Below are 20,461 nucleotides of genomic sequence, written 5' to 3' on the forward strand. Positions count from 1 at the left end.
CGAACCCCGACGACTACGGTACGACGACCGTATCGGCTTCCGACTGACATCTCTCTCTATGTGACGCACAGTGGCAACGTCCCGATCCGGCCGATTCCGCTGCGGCGAGGTCAGCACAGGCGGTCGGTGGCGACGATGTCACGGGACGAGGTGCCGACCATGACCGACGTGCAGCCCGGGGCAGCGCGCCATGCGCCGGCGGTCTCGTCCCAGTAGGAGAAGGCCCGGTCGTTCAGGGGCATGGTGACGCGGCGGCTCTGCCCCGGGTCCAGTCTCACCTTGGCGAAGCCCTTGAGCTGCCTGGGCGGCTGGGGCGCCTCGGCCGTACCGGGCAGGCCCAGGTACAGCTGGGGGACGGCGGTGCCGCGCCGGGCGCCGGTGTTGGTCACGGTGACCTCGACGCGGTCGCGGTGGACGGCGAGGCCGCCGAACGCGAACGTGGTGTAGGACAGGCCGTGGCCGAAGGCGAACCGCGGTGTGATGCGGCGGGCGTCGTAGTGGCGGTAGCCGACGAGGACTCCCTCGGAGTAGTGGACGCTGCCGTCGCGGCCCGGGTACTGGGCGGGACCGCCGGACGCCGGGGCGTCGCGTTCGGCGGCCGGGAAGGTGACCGGGGACCGCCCGCCCGGGTCGACGTCGCCGAACAGCACCCGCGCCAGCGCGTTGCCGCCCTGCTCGCCGGGGTACCACGCCTGGACGATCCCCGCGACCCGGCCGGCCCACGGGAGCAGGACGGGGCCGCCGTTCTCCAGCACCACCACCGTCTCCGGGTTGGCGGTGGCCACGGCCTCGATGAGGGCGTCCTGGTCGCCGCGCAGCGCGTCGCCGCAGATCAGCGCCAGGCACCACTGGTCGGCGAACTCGGTGCGGGCGTCGGCCGCCACCACGACCGCCACGTCGGCGCGGCGGGCGAGCGCGGCGGCGCGGGCCCGGTCGGCGCCCGCGTCGTGGTCCACCCGGATCCCCGCGCGGGCGGCGCGCTCCCTGATCCCCTGGAGCGGCGTCACCGGCGAGCGCGCCAGGACCTGGGACGAGCCGCCGCCGCTCACGTACGCGTCCGCCGCCGATCCGATGACCGCGATCGACGCGGGCCGGTCGAGGGGGAGTACGCCGCGGTCGTTCTTCAGCAGCGTGACGCCCTCCTCGGCCAGCTCGCGGGCGGCGGCCAGGTGGGCGGGCACGTCGATGGTCTCCGGGGCGTTCGGGTACGGCGGCCGGTCGAAGACCCCGAACGCGAACATGGTCCGCAGGATCGCCCGGACCCGGGAGTCGAGGGTGGCCTGGTCGAGCCGTCCGGCGGCGATCTCGGCCCGCACCGACAGCGGGTTGAAGCGCTGCCCGATCGGCATCTCCAGATCGAGCCCGGCGCGGGCGGCGGGGGCCGTCCCGGACAACTGGGTCATCCAATCGGACACGACGATGCCGGGGAAGCGCCACTCCTCCCGCAGGACGCGTCCGAGCAGCGTGCGGTTCTCGCAGTTCCAGGCCCCGTTGACCTTGTTGTAAGCACACATGACCGTGGCGGCCCCGCCCTCCCGGACGGCGGCCTCGAACGGCGGCAGGTAGATCTCGCGCAGCGCCCGGTCCCCCACCACCGCGTCCACGGTGTACCGGTCGGCCTCCTGGTTGTAGGCGGCGAAGTGCTTGGCCGAGGCCATCACGCCCTGGGCCTGGGCCGCCCTGATCCACTCCACGCCGAGCCGCGCCGTCAGGTGCGGGTCCTCGCCGTACTGCTCGAACGACCGCCCGAACCGGGGATTGCGGATCAGGTCAAGGGCCGGGCCGAGCGTGACCTCGCTCCCCTTCCGCCGCGTCTCGTCGCCGACCAGGGCGCCGTGGCGGCGGGCCGCGGCCGGGTCGAAGGCGGCGGCGAGCGCGATCGGGGCGGGCAGCGCGGTCGCGGTGCCCTGCCGCACGCCCGCGTCGCCGCCGCTGAACCGCAGCGCCGGGACGCCCAGCCGCGGGACTCCGTTGAGCGTGCCCGCCCGGGCGTTCGGGTCCCAGCCGGAGGTGACCTGGCCGAGGAACTCGTCCCCGGCCATCAGATCGGCCTTCTCGTCCAGGGTCAGGGCGGCCAGCAGCAGCGCCGCGCGCCGGTCGGGCGGCAGCGAGGCGCGGCACCAGGGCCGTTCGGTGACGTCCCCGCACGCGGCGGACGGTGCCGCCGCGTGCGCGGGAGCGGCCGGGAGAAAGGCGGAGGCGGAAAGGGCGGGTGCGAGGAGGGCGGCGAGGGCCGTCCGGATAAACGCGGCCCTGAGAAATGTGGGGCGGAAAGATGCGCCCGGGAGGAATGGTGCGCCGGGGGGTGCGGCGCTGAGGAATTCAGGCCGGTTCCACATGTCCGGACATTAGGCCGGGACACTCCCGAATTCAATCGCCGATTGCTCCCCTTTTCCCTACAGCGAGCGGAGGAACTCCGCCGCGACGGGGGCCGCGGTCCCGGCGCCCGTGCCGCCGTCCTCGACGATGACGGCGAAGGCCAGGTCGCCCCGGTAGCCGATGAACCACGCGTGCGTGGGCGGCTCGCCGCCCTCCGGCGCGGTCCCGAACTCGGCGGTGCCCGTCTTGCCCGCCGTGCCGGCGGGGAAGCTGACCTTCGACGCGGTGCCCTCGCTGACCACGGCGGGCATCAGCGTCCGCAGCGCCTTGTGCACCGCCGGCTCCAGCCGGTGCTGCGGCTCCGGGCGGCGGCCTCCGGCGTCCACGGCCTGCGAGGCCAGCGCGGCGTCCACCAGCCGCGGCGACCGCCACGTGCCGGAGGCGGCCGCGGCGGCGACGCCCGCCATGTTGAGCGGGCTGGTCAGCACCTCGCCCTGCCCGAACGACGCCGCGGCCAGCGCGGTGGCGTCCCCGGTCGCCGGGTACGAGGCCCGCACGGCCGGCAGCCCGGTGATGAGCGGGGCGTTGAAGCCGAACTGGGCCGCCACCTGCGCCAGCCGCTTCTCGCCGAGCCGGTCCACGGTCAGCCGCGCCATGGTGGTGTTGCAGGAGTGCGCGAACGCCTCCCGGAACGGCACCGTCCCGAACGCCTCGTTCTCGGAGTTCTTGAACGTCCGTCCGCCCACGGTGGTGGTGGCCGGGCAGCCGACCGGGCTGGACACGCTCACCCCGCCCGCCACCAGGGCCGCGGCGGTGACCACCTTGAACGTCGAGCCGGGCGGGTAGCGGCCCATCAGCGCCCGGTTGTAGCCGCCCGGCTTGTTGGCGACCGCGAGGATCTCCCCGGTGGACGGCCGGAGCGCCACCATCGAGGCGGGCTTGTCCACATCGCCGAGGGCGCGGCCCGCCGCCTCCTGCACCTTGAGGTCGAGGGTCGTCCGCAGCGGCTGCCCCGGCGCGCCCCCGAACCGCTGCAGCGTCTTGACGACCGAGCCGTCCGCCCCGGTGATCTGCACGGCCATCGCGGGCGTGCCGGCCAGGCGGCGCTCGTACTGGCGCTGCAGCCCGTCGGCGCCCGCGGCGTCGCCCTTCCGGTAGGGGGCGCCGAGCTTCTTGGCGGCGTCGGCGGAGGCGGGGGCGACCGGCCCGACCAGCTGCTCGACCGAGCCGGAGGAGGAGCCGCGCAGGTCGGTGCCGTCGGCGGCCTGGATCGCGGCCCGGTCGGACCAGGCCCGGCTGGCGCGCAGCCGCTGCCCCTCGCGCAGCTCCGGGTGGAGCACCTGCGGCGACCACGCCACCAGCCACCGGCCGTCGCGCTCCACGAACGGCAGGGTGCCCTGGTAGGCCCAGGTGCGGCCGCCCGCCAGCGTGATCTCCGCGCGGTAGGAGCCGCCCGCCCGGCCGCCGTCCGGGTCGCCGACGGAGCTGACGGTGAACCGCTGCCGGACGGCGCCGAGATCGTCCCGCGTCCCGGTGACGCGCCGGTCGAAGTCGGCGGGCGGGTCGGCGGTCAGCGCGCGCATGGCCGCGGTGTCCCCGCGCTGCCAGGCGGCCAGGTACCGCTCCGCGGTCTGCTCGGGGCCGTCCCCCGAGCGCAGGAACCAGAAGATCCCCGCGCCCGCGAGCACGGCCGCCACGGCCACGGCGGCCACGATGACGGCGCCAGGTCTGCGCATTTTTGTCCCCCTTCGTCCGTCCGCTCGGCGGAGCGCCCGCGCACGTCCGGCGGGCCGCCCACAGAACACCATCTCACCAGCGGAAAGTCCAAGATCGATATCGGGGTGAGAACGATATGCGAACCCATATCACCGCAGGTGGAGCAGGAACGAGCCAGGTGAAATCCGTGTTACGGCGTGGCCGGTGTCACGCGTCCGCCATGACGATTCCGCCGCGCGCCCCTACGGTGGGTGGTCGGGCCCGCTCGCAGGAGGGTCACAGGACGGCACGGGAGGAAAGGATGCAGGTGGACAGCGTGCAGGTGGAGAAGTTCCGGGCGGCGGTCGCCGACGAGCTGCCCGCCGCGATCGAGCTGCGCCACCGGCTGCACGCCGACCCCCGCGTCTCCGGCGACGAGGGCGACACCACGCGCGCCGTCGTGCGGGCGCTGGACGCCGGCCCCGGGACGCCGGTCGCGGGCACCGGCCGGATCGTCCGGATCGGCGACGGCGGCGGCCCCCGCGTCGTGCTGCGCGCCGAGCTGGACGCGCTGCCGATCGACGAGCGGACCGGGGCGCCCTGGGCGTCCCGCACCCACGCCATGCACGCCTGCGGGCACGACGTCCACCTGGCCGCGCTGGTGGCGGTGTGCCGCGCGGCGGCCCGGGTCGGCGGCCACGCCCCGATCGCGGCGCTGCTGCAGCCGCGCGAGGAGACCTTCCCCTCCGGCGCCGCCGACGCGGTGCGGGAGGGCGCCCTGGACGGCGCGCACGCCGTGATCGGCGCGCACGTGCAGCCCCGGCTGGCCGAGGGCGTGGTGTCGGCCGTGCCCGGCCCCGTGAACGCGGCGGCCGACGAGTTCGAGATCACCATCGAGGGCCGCGGCGGCCACGCCGGCTACCCGCACACCGCCCGCGATCCGGTGCTGGCGCTGTGCCAGGCGGTGGTCTCGCTGCAGCAGGTGGTCAGCAGGCGCTTCGACCCGGTCCGCGGCGCGGTCTGCTCGGTGGGCCAGGTCACCGCGGGCAGCGCCGCCAACGTCATCCCCAGGACCGCCTCGGCGCGCGGCGGGATCCGGGTGATGGGCGACGACGAGCGGCAGATCGCCGCCGGCCTCGTCCGCGACATCGTCGAGCACACCGCCGCCGCGCACGGCTGCACGGCCGAGGTGCGGATCCACGAGATGCAGCCGTCCCTGCACAACGACCCGCCGCTCGCACTGGAGGCCGCGCGCCGGCTGACCGGGCTGGGCATCCCGGTCGACACCTCGTTCCGGTCCTTCGGCGCCGACGACTTCTCCCACTACTGCCACGTCACGCGCGGGCTCATGCTGTTCGTGGGGACGGCCGGGGAGGGCTCGCCGGACGAGGCCCCGGGCCTGCACCACAGCGAGTTCCTCCCCGACGACGCCCTGGTCGGGCGGGTCGCCGAGGCCTACCTGGCGGGTTACCTGGCCGCCTGCGACACCCACGTCTGACCGCCCGGCCGGAAGCGCCCCGGCACGGCCGGCTCAGGACGCGCCCGCCCCCACCCCGCCGACGCAGTGGAGCCGGGACCGCGGGCCGGGCATCGGGCGCAGCAGGTGGCCGATGTCGTCGTCGACGGACGGCGCCGGCCCGCCGATCTGCTGGAGGCGGCGCAGCGCGATGCCCTCGCGCAGCGCCCACGGGCAGACCTCCAGGCGGCGCAGCTCAAGCCGCCGCATGACCGCCTCGGCCACGATCGCGCCCGCCAGGAGCTGGCGGGCCCTGGTCGCCGAGACGCCCTTGAGCCCGGTCCGGTCGGCGGCGGTCATCCGGGCCAGCCGCGGGATCTGGTCGCGCAGGTCCTTGCGCCGCAGGATCCGCCGGCCCTCGGCGTCCCGCCGCCGCAGCGACCTCGCCAGCTGCGCGAAGATCTTGGACGTGGCGACCGCCCGCCCCGCGCCCGGCCCCTCGCCGGGACGCCCCTCCCACAGCCCGTCCGGGCCGTCCGGAAGCCGGTCGTCCAGATGTTCCCCAACCACGCCGCGCAACCGCTTGACGTCGCGGCGGCGGGGCGGGTCGCCGGGCAGGTGCTCGCGGGTGAGACGGCCGGCGCCCAGCGGCAGCGTCACCGCGAACCCGGGCTCGGTGCCGTCCCCGGCGGCGATCTCCAGCGAGCCGCCGCCGATGTCGGCCAGCAGCAGCGGCCCCGCCGACCAGCCGTACCAGCCGCGGGCCGCCAGGAACGTCAGGCGCGCCTCGTCCACCCCGGACAGGAACGACGGCTCCACCCCGGTGCGGGCGGCCAGCCCGGCCACCACCTCGGCGCGGTTGGACGCGTCGCGCAGCGCGGCGGTGCCGAACGCCACCAGCTCGTCGGCGCCCTCGTCCCGGGCCGCCACCAGCGCCTCCGCCACCGCCGTCGACAGCCGGCCGGAGGCCCGCGGCCCGATCCGGCCGCCCCGGGTGATCGCCTCGGCCAGCCGGGTGGGCCGCTTCACCGAGCGGATCGGCCGCACCGGCTCTCCCGGCTCGAGATCGACGACCTTCAGATGGGCGGAATTGGAGCCGATGTCCAAGATGGCAGTTCGCATGGACGGCAGTTACCCCGCCCGGAGCCGTTCCATCCCGGACCGTCCGGTCGCGGGCGGGCCGTAGTCAGGGATTGAGGACGACCTTCAGCGCGCCCTCCTGCTTCTTCTGGAAGATCTCGTAGCCGTGCGGCGCCTCGTCCAGCGGCAGGTGGTGGGTGGCCAGGCCCTCCACGCCGAGCGGGTCGGCGTCGTCGGCCACCAGCGGCATCAGCGCGTCGATCCACCGCTTGACGTGGGCCTGGCCCATCCGCAGCGTGACGCCCTTGTCGAACATCCGCAGCATCGGCAGCGGATCGGTCATCCCGCCGTACACGCCGATGACCGAGATGGTGCCGCCGCGCCGGACGATCTCGATCGCCTCCAGCAGCGCCGCCATCCGGTCCATCCCGACCCGCGACATGAGCGGGGCGGCGGCCCGGCCGGGCACCAGCCCGGTGATCGTGTGCGCGAGCCGGCCCGCCAGCGAGCCGTGCGCCTCCATGCCCACCGCCTCGATCACCGAGTCGGCGCCGCGGCCCCCGGTCATCCCGCGCACCGCGTCGCCCAGGTCGTCGGCCTCGGACTCGTCCACGACCTCGGTGCCGTGCCGGCGGGCGACGTCCAGCCGCTCGCGCACCCGGTCGATCCCGATGACGCGGAAGCCGCGGTGGCGGGCGATGCGGCAGCACATCTGCCCGATCGGCCCGAGCCCCAGCACCGCGACGGTGCCGCCCTCGGGGACGTCCGCGAACTCCACGGCCTGCCAGGACGTCGGCAGCACGTCGGACAGGTACAGGAACCGGTCGTCGGAGGGCCCCTCCGGGACCTTGACCGGGCCGAAGTGGGCCTGCGGGACCCGCAGGAACTCGGCCTGACCGCCCGGCACCTGCCCGTAGAGCTTGGTGTAGCCGAACAGGGCCGCGCCGGTGCCGTGCTCCCGCACCTGGGTCGTCTCGCACTGCGCGTACAGCTCGCGGTCGCACATGTAGCAGTGGCCGCAGGAGATGTTGAACGGGATCACCACCCGGTCCCCCGGGCGGATGCCGGTCACCGAGGAGCCGGTCTCCTCCACCACCCCCATGGCCTCGTGGCCCAGGATGTCGCCCTCGCCCATGAACGGGCCCAGCACCTCGTACAGGTGCAGGTCCGATCCGCAGATCCCGGTGCTGGTGACCCGGATGATCGCGTCGGTGTCCTCCTTGATCACCGGGTCGGGCACCTGCTCCACGCGCACATCGCGCTTGCCATGCCAGGTGAGCGCCTTCATCATCGTCCTCCCGAGAGGGCCCGCGGCGTCACCGCGCCGGGCCCGTCGCGTCGCGATCGCCGACCGGTCGTGGTCGGCCCTACCCGGCCGCCCGGACCGAAACACGACATCGGGACGGCATCGGGGCAGATCAGGGCAGATCGCAGACATCGTCCGGAAGGAAGGTGTTTGAAGCGGATGCGTCCGGTTAGAAGGGGCGGAGCGGGTCCCGCAAGGGACTCCCTCCGGCAGGCCGCCGGTCCCGTAGCGCTGCCACGGAACGGGACCGGCGGCTCTCCGCCACTCCTTCACCCCTTCTTCGCGGTCGCGCCCCCGGACGTCGGTCCCGAGCACTACCCTCCTGGCGAAGATCACCGCCAGAGGGGGACACGCATGGCCGATGAGGGCACGCAGGGCAGCACCGCCATAACGCAATGGCCGGACATCGCGGACGCGCTGGGGAGCGCCGCCGGCGATCCGCGCGGAGCGGAGGACCGGGTCGTCGCCCTGGCCGCCGGGCTGCCCGTCCGATCCCTCCCGGAGTTCTTCGAGCACGCCTGCCGCGCCTTCCACGCCGCCGGGCACACCGGCCTGGCCTCGACGTTCCTCGGCAGGGCCCGCAAGGTCGAGGAGGCCCACCGGACGCTGCTGGGCCTGGCCCCCGACACGGCGCGGGCGCACCGCACGCTGCTGGAGCTGGTGCCGACCGGCGTCATCACCCCGAGCCTGCTGCACGACCACCTCGCCGGCCTCGCCGCCCGCGTCGACCGCACGGGCTCCCAGGCCGAGGCCCGCGAGATCGTCGAGGCGTTCCTCGCCGGCGGCGTCCTCCCCTACCCCAACCTCATGGCCGACCTGGTGGCGGTGGCCGCCGCGGCCGGCGCGGCCCGCGAGGCCGAGGAGGACTGGTTCGCCGAGCGGCTGCTGCGCGGCGGCCTGCTGAGCCGGGCCGCGCTGCCGGTCTGGGAGGCCGCCGGCCCCGCGCTGCAACGGCTGTGCAGGGGCTCCGCCGAGCTGCTCGACCTGCTGGTCGCGGCCGAGCCCGCACCCGGCGTGTACGACGACGCCGACCTCGACGCCCGCCTCCGCCTGGAGTGGCTGGAGCTGCTGGACCGCGCCGGGGCGGGCGCACGGCTGTCCCGGGACTGGTTCGTCTCCCTCGGCCCCGCCCCGATCCGCCCGCTCGTCCGGCTCGCCGGCCAGGCGGCCGACCGGCTCTTCCCGCCGCCCTCGGGCGTGCGGCTCGACCCGGGCTCGGACCCGATGGTGTCGTGGGCGGGCGCGCACCCCCTGGCCTTCCGCAACCTCGACAAGAACCGCCCCCGGTTCAGCGAGGGCGGGCCCCAATGGGACCGGATCAAGGACCTCGACGAGCTGGCCGGGCGGCTGCGGGACGAGCCCGCCCGGTTCGCCGACGACATGGACTGGTTCGTCCGCACCCTCAACCACTACGCCAACATCGACTACCCCGCGGCGCTCCGCCGCGTCTGGGGGCGGCCCGAGCTGCGCGACGCGCTGTCGGAGCACGTCCGGGACTGGATCGCGGAGGCCTCGGCCGGCGACCTGCTCGGCCTGGAGATCGCGCTGCCCCACCTGGTGCCGCTCGCCGACGCCGGACACGCCGGCCTCGCCCCCGAGGCGTTCGGCGACCTGACGCTCACCGACCCCGTGGACGTCCTGTACCGGGCACTGCGCACCGGCATCCCCGAAGAGCTCGACCTCCCCGTCGTGAAGGCGGCCGACGGGGGACGCGTGTCGGCCGTCCAGCACGGCGACCTGCTCACCCTCGCGACAGACCAGGGGAAGGCCGAGGTCCACGGCCCGGACGGCGTCGTCCACCGCGCCACCGTCCCGAACGCCGGCGGCGGGACCCCCTGGTACGACGGCGAGTCCTTCTACCTCTCCGACTTCGACCGGGTCAGCAGCCTGCGCAAGACCTTCCGCCTGGTGGATGGAAAGGAGATCAGCTTCGACACCGGCGCGCTCGCCCGCTGGCCGGACGCCCCGCCCGCCGCCCAGGTGACCTTCCCGGGCGCCGCCGAGCCCGCGTTCGTCCGGCTGCACCGGGCGATGATCCACATCACGGCGCCGGACGGGACGCTGACCTCCCGCACCGCCTACAGCCCGTCCGGGCCCGCCCAGGAGCCCGTGCTGCCGCCGCCCGGCTGGTGGCCCAGGCTCGGCCCGGCCGACCCCGCCGGGTCGGCGGCGCTGCGCGGGCTCACGCGCGAGACCGCCGAGGAGCTGGTGAACGCGGCGCTGCGCGGCCCGGAGGAGCGCGCGGCCGCGATCGACCGGCTGCTCCCCTCGGTCACCGCGCCCCGCCTCAAGCAGGCGATCGAGACGCTGGTGACGCGCGCCACCGCGCTCCTCCCCCAGACGCTGCGGCTGCACGACCGGCTCGGCACGGACCGTCCGGAGCGGGTCCCGGCGCTGATCCGCAGCGAGTCGGGCCTGCGTTCGGGACGGGGGATCTCCCAGGTCGTCACGGTGCGCGTCCTGGCCGAGGCGCTGGCGGAGGCCGCCGAGGCGTCCGGCGCGGGCACGGTCCGCCCGTCGTCCGGCACGGCCACCGCCTACCCGCTCGGCACCATCGCACTCCCGCCCGGCACCGGGGGCATCTGGTTCCCTTTCGGCGAACTCGGCGGCAAGGCCCTGCTGGCCGCCTGGCCCTGGACGGTCGAGTACGAGCGCGCCCGCCTGTTCGACACCCTCCGCGCCTGGGGCGACACCCCCTGGGGCGACGGCAGCGGGCGGTGGCGGCTGCACTCCTTCACCTCGCGCGGCGGAACGCAGAAGCCCCAGGGCGAGCTGTGGCGGACCCCGTCCGGGTCACTGATCATGCTGTCGTTCCAGGGGCACCCCGACCGGGAGTCCAAGGCGGTCGAGTACTCGCCGGACGGGCGCTTCGAGCCGTTCGACATGCCCGGCTGGGCGACGCTGCGTCCCGTCGTCGCGCAGGGCTGGGGCGGCGCCGGGCGGATCGCGGAGTTCGACCGGCTGCGCGCCGAGCGCGGGCCCGCGCCCTACGACATCGACGGCGTCCGCGGCCTGGCCGCCCGCACCGGCCTGCTGCTGCCCGAGGTGGCGTCCGCGGCGTTCGGCTTCCCGTTCTTCGCGGGCCGGGAGAACGAGCGCGAGGCCTACCCGCAGGAGATCCTCGATCTCTACGACGACCCCGAGACCGGCGAGCCCGGCTCCAAGACCAAGCGGTCCTACCGGCTCGACCGCGAGCTCCGCGAGTTCCTGATGCCGCTGGACCCGGCCGACCTGTGGACGACCGGCCTCGACCACGACCGCGCCGCCGAGTGGTGGGAGACCGTCGGGAGCAAGGACGACGACTGACGCCCCTCCCCCGGCGGTCAGCTTGGGGTGCCCGTCGTGCCGGTGGTGAACGCGGTGAGCGGGTCCAGACGGCGGATGAGGCGGATGGCGGTGTCGACCACCGCGGCCGCCTCCTCCGCCGTCTCGCACGCGGCGACCTCGCGCCCCGCCTCGCCGATGACGGTGGTGAGAACGGTCACGGTCACCCGGTCCTCCGGCCCGGTGCCCGCCCCGAGCAGGACGGCGTTCTGCCGGACCCACTCGCGGCTGCGGGTGCGGCGCATCAGCTCGAACCCGGGCGGGGCGTCGCCGTCCATGAACAGCAGGATCAGGCGGCGGCGCTCCCAGCAGTCCCGCAGGAACGCCCGGGCGCCCTGGACGAACAGCTCCAGCGGGTCCTCCTCGCCCGCCGCGCGGGCCTTGGCGACGGCGCCGGCCGCGCTGCTCTCGTGCGCGTCCTGGTGGTCCTCCCACAGGGCCAGGAACAGCTCGCTCTTGCCGCCGAAGTGGTGGTAGAGGCTGCCGACGCTGGATCCGGCGCGTTCCACGACCTCGGCCACGCTGGACTCGGCGAAGCCGTGCTCGACGAACACGTCGCGGGCCGCCCGCAGCATCACCCTGCGGGTCTCGGCGGTACGGCTCCACTGCCAGGACGCCTCGCCCGTACGGCCGCTCGACTTGCGTGCCATCAGATCCCCATGTCCGTCTCTCCCGGCTCCGGCGCGCTCCGCCGGCACCGCTCACCAGATTACCGAATCGGATTCCAGAATCCCTCGGCGGCGCCCCGGATCCTGACTCCCGGCCGAACTCCCGGAAGGTCAGGATTCAGGAAGTGTTCAGGTTCGCCGGAGCATTCACGCAGCGACATGCCCTAGCGTGGCCGGGATGCCCGCAAGCACCTCGCCCTCCGCCACCGTCCCGTCCGCCTCCCGGCCCGCACCGGCCTCGACAGCGCCGCCGCCCTCGACCTCGTCACCGCCCGCCCCGGGCGGCGCGCGGCTGGAATGGCTGGACGCCCTGCGCGGCCTGGCCGCCATCGTCGTGGTCTTCGAGCACTCCCTGGACGTGCTGTTCCCCGAGATCCGCGCGGGCGCGAGCCCCTGGTTCGACTTCGGCCGCTACGGCGTCTTCGTGTTCTTCATCGTCAGCGGCTACATCGTGCCCGCCTCGCTGGAGCGGCGCGGCAGCGTGCGGCGGTTCTGGATCGGCCGGATGTTCCGCCTGTACCCGCTGTGGGCGGTGGCCGCCGTCATCGGCGTCGGGATCGGCCTGGCCGGCCTCACCTGGAGCCCGCCGCAGCAGCTCACCGACCGCCCCGGGCTGTCCGCGCTGGCGCACCTCACCATGCTCCAGGACCTGCTGTCGGTGCCCAACGCGGTCAACGTCTTCTGGACGCTGTCGTACGAGATGGCGTTCTACCTGCTCATCACGGCGATGTTCGTCGCGGGCGTGCACCGGGCCAGCGCGGGGACCGCGCTGTCGTTCGCGGCCGGCGCCGCGGTCGTCGGGGCCGTGCTGCCGACCGGCCTGCTCACCTCCCGCTTCCCGCAGGGCGGGATCGTGGCGGCCGCGGTGCTGATGGCCGCGGGCCTGCTGGCGGTGATGAGCGGCCGGCCGGCCGCCCGGCGCTGCGGCGTGGTCGTCCTCGGCGTGCTGGCGCTCGCGCTGGTCACGGTCAACAGCCGGGTCGGCGGGGTGGAGAGCCTGGCCATCATCGCCACGATGTTCGCCGGGACCGCGATCTACCGGATCCAGAGCGGCCAGGCCACCGGACGGCGCCCGGTGGCGATGGTCGTGCTGGTGCCCGTGCTCACCGTCGGCGCCGGGGCCGGGCTGGCGATCGCCGGCCGCACCGGCGCCTGGCAGGCCACCGGGGTGTGGGGGTGGCCGACGGCGGTGGCCGCCGCCTGGCTGACGTTCCTGGCCGGGCTGCTGCTGCGCCACCGCCGCTTCCCCCGCTTCCTGCCCTGGCTCGGGGTGATCAGCTACTCGGTCTACCTCCTGCACTTCCAGGTGCTGCAGATCATCTGGCAGGTCACCGACGAGCCGGAGACCCTGGGCACGCCGGTGCGGCTGCTGTGGCTGACCGTGCTGATCATCGCGGTGCTGGTGTTCGGCACGCTGGCGCACCGCCATGTCGAGCTTCCGGCGCAGCGCCTCGGCCGGCGCGTCATCCGGATGCGCCAGGACCGGCGGAGACGCCGCGCGGAAGCCGGATCCGGGTAGCGGAGGTGCCGAGCCCGTTGGGCCCGATCGGCCTGCGGAGCGCCCCGGGGGCCAGGGCTCCCGCCGTCCCGGGCCGCTCCGCGGACGCGGCGCCCGGCGAGGCGGCGGGCACGCGGGGGCCGTACCGCTCCAGGAGCTCCTCCTCCCCGTAGCGGCGCGTCTCCCGGTGCCACTTGAGGATTCCGGCCATCCAGTTGCGCAGGTCGTCCACGTAGGCGTCGAGGGACTCGCGGGCCTCGGCCTCCAGGCCGTACTCCTCGGCCAGGACGGGCAGTTCGTCGGCGACCGTCCGCTCGAACTGCCGCAGCCGCGAGGCCATCAGATCGTCGACGATCGCCACCGCCGTGTCGCGCCCGCAGCCCAGCAGGTGCTCCACGGCCACCACCCCGTTCGACCGGGCGCCCTCGAACTCGATCTCCTTCTGGTACGAGAACACGTCGTTCAGCAGGCAGGCGTAGTCCATGACCGCGTTCTCGACGCCCTCGATCGTGCGGCTGCGGTAGAGCTCGGGCGGGATGCCGCGACCGCGCCGGATCCGGGTGAGGTTCAGCGTCAGCTCCGACCCGAAGGCCTGGCGCCGCATCTCCAGGTAGTCGACCGGGTCGGGGATGCGGTCCTGCATGTGGTTGTGCAGCTCCCAGAGCCAACTATCGACCATCGCCTCCACGGCGGCGCGGAACCACGCGCGGTCCTCCCTCGCCATCGGCTCCGCCGTACGGCGCCAGAGGTCGGCCAGCCCGGTCTCAACGGGGCCGGTCGGCGGAGGGACGGCGCCGCAGTCCAGCGGCATGAACAGCGGCAGCCGGGCCGCGAACACCTTGGCCCCGGCCATGTCGCGGTCGCGGTGGAAGACGGCCGGGAAGTAGTCGTCGCCGTAGGTGCCCCAGGCCAGCCACTGCGTCGACAGGTCGAGCTCGCCGGCGGTGGAGTCGGGGTCGATCGAGGCGGCGCAGATCTCGAACGCGAACCCCTCCAGGTCGCTCCGGCTCCACAGGGGCTCGGGCAGCCGCGCCACCGGCTCGTACATGCCCACCTCCCCGCACCAGGCGATGGTGGCGCGGCGGGCGCGCGCACGGTTCGGGTTGACCCGCGCCGTGTACGGCATGGTGAACTCCGGCAGCGCGGTCGGCCCCACCCGCCGGTACGGGGCCGCCAGCGGGGACGGCGCCGCCGCCCGCAGCACGGTGGCGATGCGCGCCGCCGCCGTGCCCAGGCCGCTGGGCCCGCCGCCCGCGCCGGACGCGGAGCCGCCGCCCTTGTTCATGTAGCGGCTGGAGCGCAGGTGCCACTCGTGGCCGCCCGACTGCCAGTCCTGCAGGCCCTTGACGTAGGCGGCCACCGCGGCCCGTTCGGCCGGGTCGAGGCCGTACTCCTCGAAGATGTGCGGGACCTCGGTCAGCGCGGTGTTCTCGAACTGCCGCAGCCGCGAGGTCAGCGCCTCGTTGACGACCTCGGCGGCGCGCTGCGCGTCCACCTCCAGGAACCGCTCGACCACCAGCACGCAGTTGTTGACCTCGCCCTCGGTCTCGGTCTCGCGCTGGTAGGAGAAGATGTCGTTGCGCAGGTGCACGCCGTCGGAGAAGGCGTCCTTGAGCACCCGCAGCGGCCGGGAGGCCGCCACCCGCGCCGGCACCTCGGCGCCCACCGCGTGCTCGACCAGGTCGGCCGACCAGGGGGCTCCGCCGACCCGGCGCCGCACCTCGATGTACTCGACCGGGTTGGGCACCCGGTCCGCGCTGATGTTGGCCAGCTCCCACAGGGACTCGCGCAGCAGCGCCTCGGTGCTCTCGGCGAACCGCGCGCGCCACTGCGCCGACCTCGCCGGGACGGTGCGCGCCCACAGGTCGGCCAGGCCGCGCTCGCACGCGTTCTCCGGCGCGGGCGGCTCGGGGCCCATGAACGAGCACAGCCGGTCGAGGTAGGCCCTGGCGCCGTCCCGGTCGCGCGGCTTCTTGTAGACCTCCAGGAAGTGGTCGTCGAAGTAGAACACCCACACGTACCAGTCGGTGATCAGGTCGAGCTCGGGGGCCGCGCAGTCGGGATGGGTGTAGGCGCACAGCAGCGCGTAGTCCATCGCGGCGAGCTGCCTCTCGCTCCAGATCTCCGGGGTGCCGGGGTCGCGGGCGTCGTCCAGCATGCCCATCGTCCGGGCCCACCGCGTGCTGTGCGTGCGGGCTCCCTCGACGTGCGGGTTGAGGCGGGCGGGGTGGACGACGTAGAACTCCGGAAGCTCGAACGGCTGCTGCATGGGGCGGTTCCGACCTCTTCTCTGCGTCTTTCCTGCGGTCTTGTCGGCGTTCGCGTCCTGCGTCAGCACAGCAACGTACGGCACTCGTTCAGCGACAGAAAGTAATACTTTCGTGGCGCCGATGAGTTTTCGGGGATGACCGGGTCCGCATCCCCGGAACCACCTCGAAGGAGACGAACACGATGATCGATCTGACGCCCGCCGCGCGGCGCACCGCCGCGCTGCTCGCCGCCGTGCCCGACGACGCGCTGGGCGCCGCCACGCCGTGCGAGAAGTACACGGTCGGCGATCTGGTCCACCATGTGGGCGGCCTGTCGCTGGCGTTCACCTGGGCCGCGACGAAGGACCCCAAGACCGCGCTGTCGGCGGGCGGCCCGTCCGCGGACGCGTCCCAGCTGGAGGAAGGCTGGCGCGAGCTGTACGCCGAGCGCCTCGAGGCCCTCGCCGGGGCCTGGCGCGACCCGGCGGCCTGGACCGGCATGACCCAGGCGGGCGGGGTCGACCTGCCCGGCGAGGTCGCGGGCCTGGTCGCGCTCGACGAGCTGGTCGTGCACGGCTGGGACATCGCCCGCGCGACGGGCCGCCCGTACACCGTCTCGGAGGAGGAGGCCGACGCCTGCCTGGCGTTCGTGTCCCAGGCGCCGGCGGACTCGGGGCTGTTCGGGCCGGCGGTCGGCGTGCCCGAGGGGGCGCCGCCGCTGGACCGGCTCATCGGCCGGACGGGTCGCGACCCCTTCTGGACGGGATGAACCCGCAGGAAACCGAACAATTGCGGGCAATTCAATCGCCGTCCAGGTAACGGTAGAATCACGCCATGAGCGTCCCGGACCCCGATCTCGCGGCGCTGCCCCCGGGGGAACTGCTGCGGCTCGACCACCAGGTGTGCTTCGCGCTGCACACGACCTCGCGAGCGTTCGACGCGCTGTACCGGTCGCTGCTGCGCGACCTGGGCCTGACCTACCCGCAGTACCTGCTCATGCTCGCCCTCTGGGAGTCCGACGGGCCGACCGTCAAGGAGCTGGGCGCGCGCCTGCGGCTCGACTCCGGCACGCTGTCCCCGCTGGTCAAGCGGATGGAGGCGGCGGGCCTGGTGGAGCGGCGGCGCGGGCGCAGCGACGAGCGCTCGGTCTCGGTGCACCTGACCGGGCGGGGCGCCGCGCTGCGCGAGCGGGCCGCGGGGCTGCCGCTGCGGATCATGGAGGCGACCGGTCTCGGCGTCGACGAGCTGCGCACCCTGCACGCGCTGCTGGGGCGGGTCACCGAGCGTCTGGACGCCGCCGTCGCCTCCGCCTCCCCCTGACGGCAGGCCCCGTTCCGCCCCCTCAGTCGTCGGCGAGGAGGGCGGCGGCGTCGGCGCGCAGGGCGGCGTCCTCGTCCACGGCGCGGAACCCGTCGTGGGCGCGGTGCCGGCGGTCCGAGGCGAGGATCTCCTCCAGGATCGGCCGCATCCTCGGCTGGGCCGGGCCCGTCTCGGTGAGGTGGCGCAGCGCCGTCCACGCCACCTCGCTGTGGGAGCGGGCGGCGATCGGGTGGACGGCCTCCCAGAGGATGTCCCTCGCCTGGCCCGCGTCTCCGGTGATCTTGAAGAGCGCGTAGGCCGCGGCCACGCGCTTGAGGAGGTCCCGGTGTGCGAGCAGAGGGCGGAGCCGGCCGGTGAAGGCGGCGGCGTCCGGGCCCAGCGCGGCGAGGTCCCGCCAATGCGCCTGGACGTGCTCCGGCCGGAACACCGCGTCGAGCGCCGCGGCGAAGCGGCCGGGGTCTCCGGTGAGCCTCCAGTGCGCCCTGGCCTCCCCGAGCCGTGACAGCCCGGGGTTCCAGGTGGGAAGGCGTCCGGGCGGGCGGTCGAGAAGTCCTTCGAGCACCGCGGCGGCCTCGGCGGACCCGGTGGCGGCGAGGGCGGACACCGCCGCGTCGTGCGCCCCGGTCTCCAGCAGCGGCATGATCTCCGGCAGGGCCGGGGCGGCGTCGTCCTCCCATCGCGCGAGGACGCGCAGGAGCGTGGCGGCGCCGTCCTGGTGGTCCCGCAGCCTCGCGCGGAGGGGCGGGAGAAGCGCCGCGGCGTGCGCGCGCATCGGCACGAGCGCTGCCGCGATGCCCGGCGGGACCGGCGAGTAGCCGTAGGGGGCGGCGCCGCCGTCCCCACCCTGGCCGAGCTCCCGGCCGGTGTCGAGCCGTTCCACCAGGTGCGGGACGCAGCGCGGATCGCCCTGCCTGGCCAGTCCCCAGGCCGCGATGTCGGCGACCTGGTACCTCAGATCGGGTGAACGGGCGGCGCGGTCGCCGAGGCGTCCGGCGAGCGCGTCGGCGCCTGCGCGCAGGGCGGCCAGCACGTGGGTCGCGTACTCGCGGACCGCGACGACCGGATCGCCCGTCCACTCGGTCAGGGCGGGCAGCAGCGGCGCGGCCGGGGACCGCCACCGCGTGACGAGCTTGGCGGCGACCTGGACGGCGCCGGTCCGGCGGTCGCCGTCCGGGTGCCCGGCCAGCGTCAGGCACAGCTCGGTGCGGGCGGCCACGCCGAGCGCGTCGCCCGCCCACCTGACCAGCGCGGCGCCGGTGCCGCCCAGCAGCCCGGTCAGCTCGGCGGGCATCACCCCGACCCACGGGACCTCCCGCCACACCTCGGTGTCGGGGGCCTCGGCCAGGGCGCCGATCGCGGCGCCGGGCCGTTCGGTCTCGACAGCGAAGGCCAGCGCCATCGCGGCGGCGAGCCGGACATGCGGATCTCCGCCTCGCGCGTCCCGCAGTCCGCGCAGCCAGATCAGGGTCTCGGGCAGCACGGCGGCGGAGCAGCCGCGCGCCAGCTCCCCGGCCGCCAGCAGGACGCCGAGGCGGGCGGCGCGGTCGTGGACGCCGGGCCGGCGGGCGCGCAGCCCGGCCACCAGGCGGTCGGCGTCGTGCACGCCGCCGCCCGCGATCTCCGCGGCCTGCGCGGAGATCGCGTTCCCGGGCGCGCGCCGCTCCTCGACGTCGCCGTCCTCCAGGAGGGACAGCACCGGCTGCGCGAACGCCGGTCCGTCCCCCTGCCGCGCCGTCTCCCGCATCCCCCAAGGATGGCACCGGCGCGGCCGGAGATCATCCGGCCAGCAGCTCCTCGAACGGCGTCGGGTCGGCGTACGGGTCCTCCCGCGTCACCGGGGGCCGGTCGGCGACCGCGGCGGCCAGCTCGCCGCCCGCGGCCGCGATCCGCTCGGTGAGCAGGCCGGGGCTCGCCCAGTCCTCGGACGCGGCGTACACGGCCGTCGGGACGGGCCGCGCCCGCAGGTAGGCGAACAACGGCCGCACGGCGAAGTCCAGCGCCAGCGAGTGCCGGGCGGTGCCGCCGGTGGCCCCCAGCAGGACGGGCCGCGCCTCCAGCGCGTCCTTGTCCAGGACGTCGAAGAAGGTCTTGAACAGCCCGCTGTAGGAGGCGTTGAAGATCGGCGTGACCGCGATGAGGCCGTCCGCGCCGGTCACGGCCTCGACCGCGCCGCGCAGCGCGGCCGGGGCGAACCCGGTGACCAGGTTGCTCGCCAGGTCGTGGGCGTGGTCGCGCAGCTCGACGGTGACGATCCCGGTCTCGCCGGGCAGCGCCGCCGCCGCGGCCCCGGCCAGCCGGTCGGCCAGCAGGCGGGTCGAGGACGGCTCGCTCAGCCCCGCCGAGACGACGGCGAGAGTGCGGTGGTCGGTCATCGGACGGCCTCCTCTTCCTCTTCCTTCGTTCCCGGCGCCGCGGCCGGGCGGGCGGCGGCGACGAGGTCGGCGTGGGTGGGCGCGGTGGCGGGGACGTGCGCCGGGCGCAGCGCCTCGAACTCCTTGCGCAGCACCGGCACGACCTCCTCGCCGAGGATGTCGATCTGCTCCAGGACGGTCTTGAGCGGCAGGCCCGCGTGGTCCATCAGGAACAGCTGCCGCTGGTAATCGCCGAAGTGGTCGCGGAACGACAGCGTCCGGTCGATCACCTGCTGCGGGCTGCCCACGGTCAGCGGGGTCTCCTCGGTGAACTCCTCCAGGGACGGCCCGTGCCCGTAGACCGGGGCGTTGTCGAAGTACGGCCGGAACTCGTTCACGGCGTCCTGGGAGTTCTTGCGCATGAAGACCTGCCCGCCCAGGCCCACGATGGCCTGGTCCGCGGCGCCGTGGCCGTAGTGCTCGTACCGCCGCCGGTACAGCTCGATCAGGCGCATGAAGTGCTCCTTCGGCCAGAAGATGTGGTTGGCGAAGAAGCCGTCGCCGTAGTAGGCGGCCTGCTCGGCGATCTGCGGGCTGCGGATGGAGCCGTGCCAGACGAAGGGCGGCGCCCCGTCCAGCGGGCGCGGGGTCGAGGTGAACGACTGCAGCGGGGTGCGGTACTTGCCCTCCCAGTCGACCACGTCCTCCCGCCACAGCCGGTGCAGCAGGTGGTAGTTCTCGATGGCCAGCGGGATGCCCTCGCGGATGTCCTTGCCGAACCAGGGGTAGACGGGGCCGGTGTTGCCGCGTCCCATCATCAGGTCGACCCGGCCGTCGGCCAGGTGCTGCAGCATCGCGAAGTCCTCGGCGATCTTCACCGGGTCGTTCGTGGTGATCAGCGTGGTGGACGTCGACAGGATCAGCCGCTCGGTGCGGGCGGCGATGTAGCCCAGCATGGTGGTCGGCGACGACGGCACGAACGGCGGGTTGTGGTGCTCGCCGGTCGCGAAGACGTCCAGACCCGCCTCCTCGGCCTTCAGGGCGATGGTCACCATCGCCTTGATCCGCTCCGCCTCGGTCGGCGTGCGGCCGGTCGTCGGGTCGGTGGTGACGTCGCCGACGGAGAAGATTCCGAACTGCACGCCGCCTCCTTCAAGTAGTAGAAGTTTCAACTATGCTACCGGAACCCGGCGCC

14 protein-coding genes are annotated in these 20,461 nt (G+C 74.7%); 5 read left to right on the forward strand and 9 right to left on the reverse strand.

The annotated features are described in order from the left end of the window. Nucleotides 1-110: 110 nt before the first annotated feature. Together ACFPZN_RS39925 and ACFPZN_RS39930 are read right to left on the reverse strand one after the other, a co-directional pair. Nucleotides 111-2,339, reverse strand: coding sequence for a beta-glucosidase (locus ACFPZN_RS39925; RefSeq protein WP_378287776.1), 2,229 nt, complete (start codon nt 2,337-2,339; stop codon nt 111-113). Between the two features lie 57 nt (nt 2,340-2,396). Then, entirely contained in the window at nt 2,397-4,055 is a 1,659-nt protein-coding gene (locus ACFPZN_RS39930) for a penicillin-binding transpeptidase domain-containing protein (protein ID WP_378287777.1), read from the reverse strand. A 281-nt stretch (nt 4,056-4,336) separates the two neighbouring features. On the opposite strand from ACFPZN_RS39930, the gene ACFPZN_RS39935 reads away from it, so the two are divergent. Further along, nucleotides 4,337-5,512, forward strand: coding sequence for a M20 metallopeptidase family protein (locus ACFPZN_RS39935; protein WP_378287778.1), 1,176 nt, complete (start codon nt 4,337-4,339; stop codon nt 5,510-5,512). 33 nt (nt 5,513-5,545) lie between these two features. On the opposite strand, the gene ACFPZN_RS39940 is transcribed toward ACFPZN_RS39935, so the two are convergent. Both ACFPZN_RS39940 and ACFPZN_RS39945 read right to left on the reverse strand, forming a co-directional pair. Further along, nucleotides 5,546-6,592, reverse strand: a complete 1,047-nt coding sequence (locus ACFPZN_RS39940) for a Ppx/GppA family phosphatase (RefSeq protein ID WP_378287779.1) — start codon at nt 6,590-6,592, stop codon at nt 5,546-5,548. A gap of 64 nt (nt 6,593-6,656) precedes the next feature. Further along, the gene (locus ACFPZN_RS39945) at nt 6,657-7,838 is read right to left on the reverse strand and encodes a zinc-dependent alcohol dehydrogenase (RefSeq protein ID WP_378287849.1); all 1,182 of its coding nucleotides are present in this window, start codon (nt 7,836-7,838) and stop codon (nt 6,657-6,659) included. A gap of 372 nt (nt 7,839-8,210) precedes the next feature. Here ACFPZN_RS39945 and ACFPZN_RS39950 point away from each other — a divergent pair, with 372 nt between their 5' ends. After that, nucleotides 8,211-11,162, forward strand: a complete 2,952-nt coding sequence (locus tag ACFPZN_RS39950; RefSeq protein WP_378287780.1) for a hypothetical protein — start codon at nt 8,211-8,213, stop codon at nt 11,160-11,162. A gap of 17 nt (nt 11,163-11,179) precedes the next feature. Here ACFPZN_RS39950 and ACFPZN_RS39955 read toward each other — a convergent pair whose 3' ends face one another. Further along, nucleotides 11,180-11,830, reverse strand: coding sequence for a TetR/AcrR family transcriptional regulator (locus ACFPZN_RS39955; RefSeq protein ID WP_378287781.1), 651 nt, complete (start codon nt 11,828-11,830; stop codon nt 11,180-11,182). 196 nt (nt 11,831-12,026) lie between these two features. On the opposite strand from ACFPZN_RS39955, the gene ACFPZN_RS39960 reads away from it, so the two are divergent. After that, nucleotides 12,027-13,367, forward strand: coding sequence for an acyltransferase family protein (locus ACFPZN_RS39960; RefSeq protein WP_378287782.1), 1,341 nt, complete (start codon nt 12,027-12,029; stop codon nt 13,365-13,367). Here the strand turns inward: ACFPZN_RS39960 and ACFPZN_RS39965 are convergent. Beyond that, nucleotides 13,312-15,615 carry a terpene synthase family protein gene (locus ACFPZN_RS39965; RefSeq protein WP_378287783.1) on the reverse strand — a complete coding sequence of 768 codons (2,304 nt, stop codon included), beginning with the start codon at nt 15,613-15,615 and terminating at the stop codon, nt 13,312-13,314. The genes ACFPZN_RS39960 and ACFPZN_RS39965 overlap by 56 nt on opposite strands. Nucleotides 15,616-15,797: 182 nt before the next feature. Between ACFPZN_RS39965 and ACFPZN_RS39970 the strand changes: the two genes are divergently transcribed. Both ACFPZN_RS39970 and ACFPZN_RS39975 read left to right on the forward strand, forming a co-directional pair. Next, nucleotides 15,798-16,364: a TIGR03086 family metal-binding protein gene (locus tag ACFPZN_RS39970; protein ID WP_378287784.1), complete on the forward strand. Its 567-nt coding sequence runs from the start codon at nt 15,798-15,800 to the stop codon at nt 16,362-16,364. Between the two features lie 65 nt (nt 16,365-16,429). Continuing rightward, entirely contained in the window at nt 16,430-16,915 is a 486-nt protein-coding gene (locus tag ACFPZN_RS39975) for a MarR family winged helix-turn-helix transcriptional regulator (RefSeq protein WP_378287785.1), read from the forward strand. Between the two features lie 22 nt (nt 16,916-16,937). Here the strand turns inward: ACFPZN_RS39975 and ACFPZN_RS39980 are convergent, their stop codons facing one another. Genes ACFPZN_RS39980 through ACFPZN_RS39990 form a run of 3 tightly spaced genes read right to left on the reverse strand, consistent with a single transcriptional unit; the run spans nt 16,938 to nt 20,408 of the window. Further along, entirely contained in the window at nt 16,938-18,659 is a 1,722-nt protein-coding gene (locus ACFPZN_RS39980; RefSeq protein WP_378287786.1) for a hypothetical protein, read from the reverse strand. A gap of 31 nt (nt 18,660-18,690) precedes the next feature. Continuing rightward, nucleotides 18,691-19,287, reverse strand: a complete 597-nt coding sequence (locus tag ACFPZN_RS39985; protein WP_378287787.1) for a CE1759 family FMN reductase — start codon at nt 19,285-19,287, stop codon at nt 18,691-18,693. Then, entirely contained in the window at nt 19,284-20,408 is a 1,125-nt protein-coding gene (locus ACFPZN_RS39990) for an LLM class flavin-dependent oxidoreductase (protein ID WP_378287788.1), read from the reverse strand. The genes ACFPZN_RS39985 and ACFPZN_RS39990 overlap by 4 nt, the downstream gene beginning before the upstream one ends. Nucleotides 20,409-20,461 lie beyond the last annotated feature (53 nt).

Origin of the sequence: Actinomadura rugatobispora, assembly GCF_042656285.1 — a bacterium.
Classification (GTDB): Bacteria; Actinomycetota; Actinomycetes; order Streptosporangiales; family Streptosporangiaceae; genus Spirillospora; species Spirillospora rugatobispora.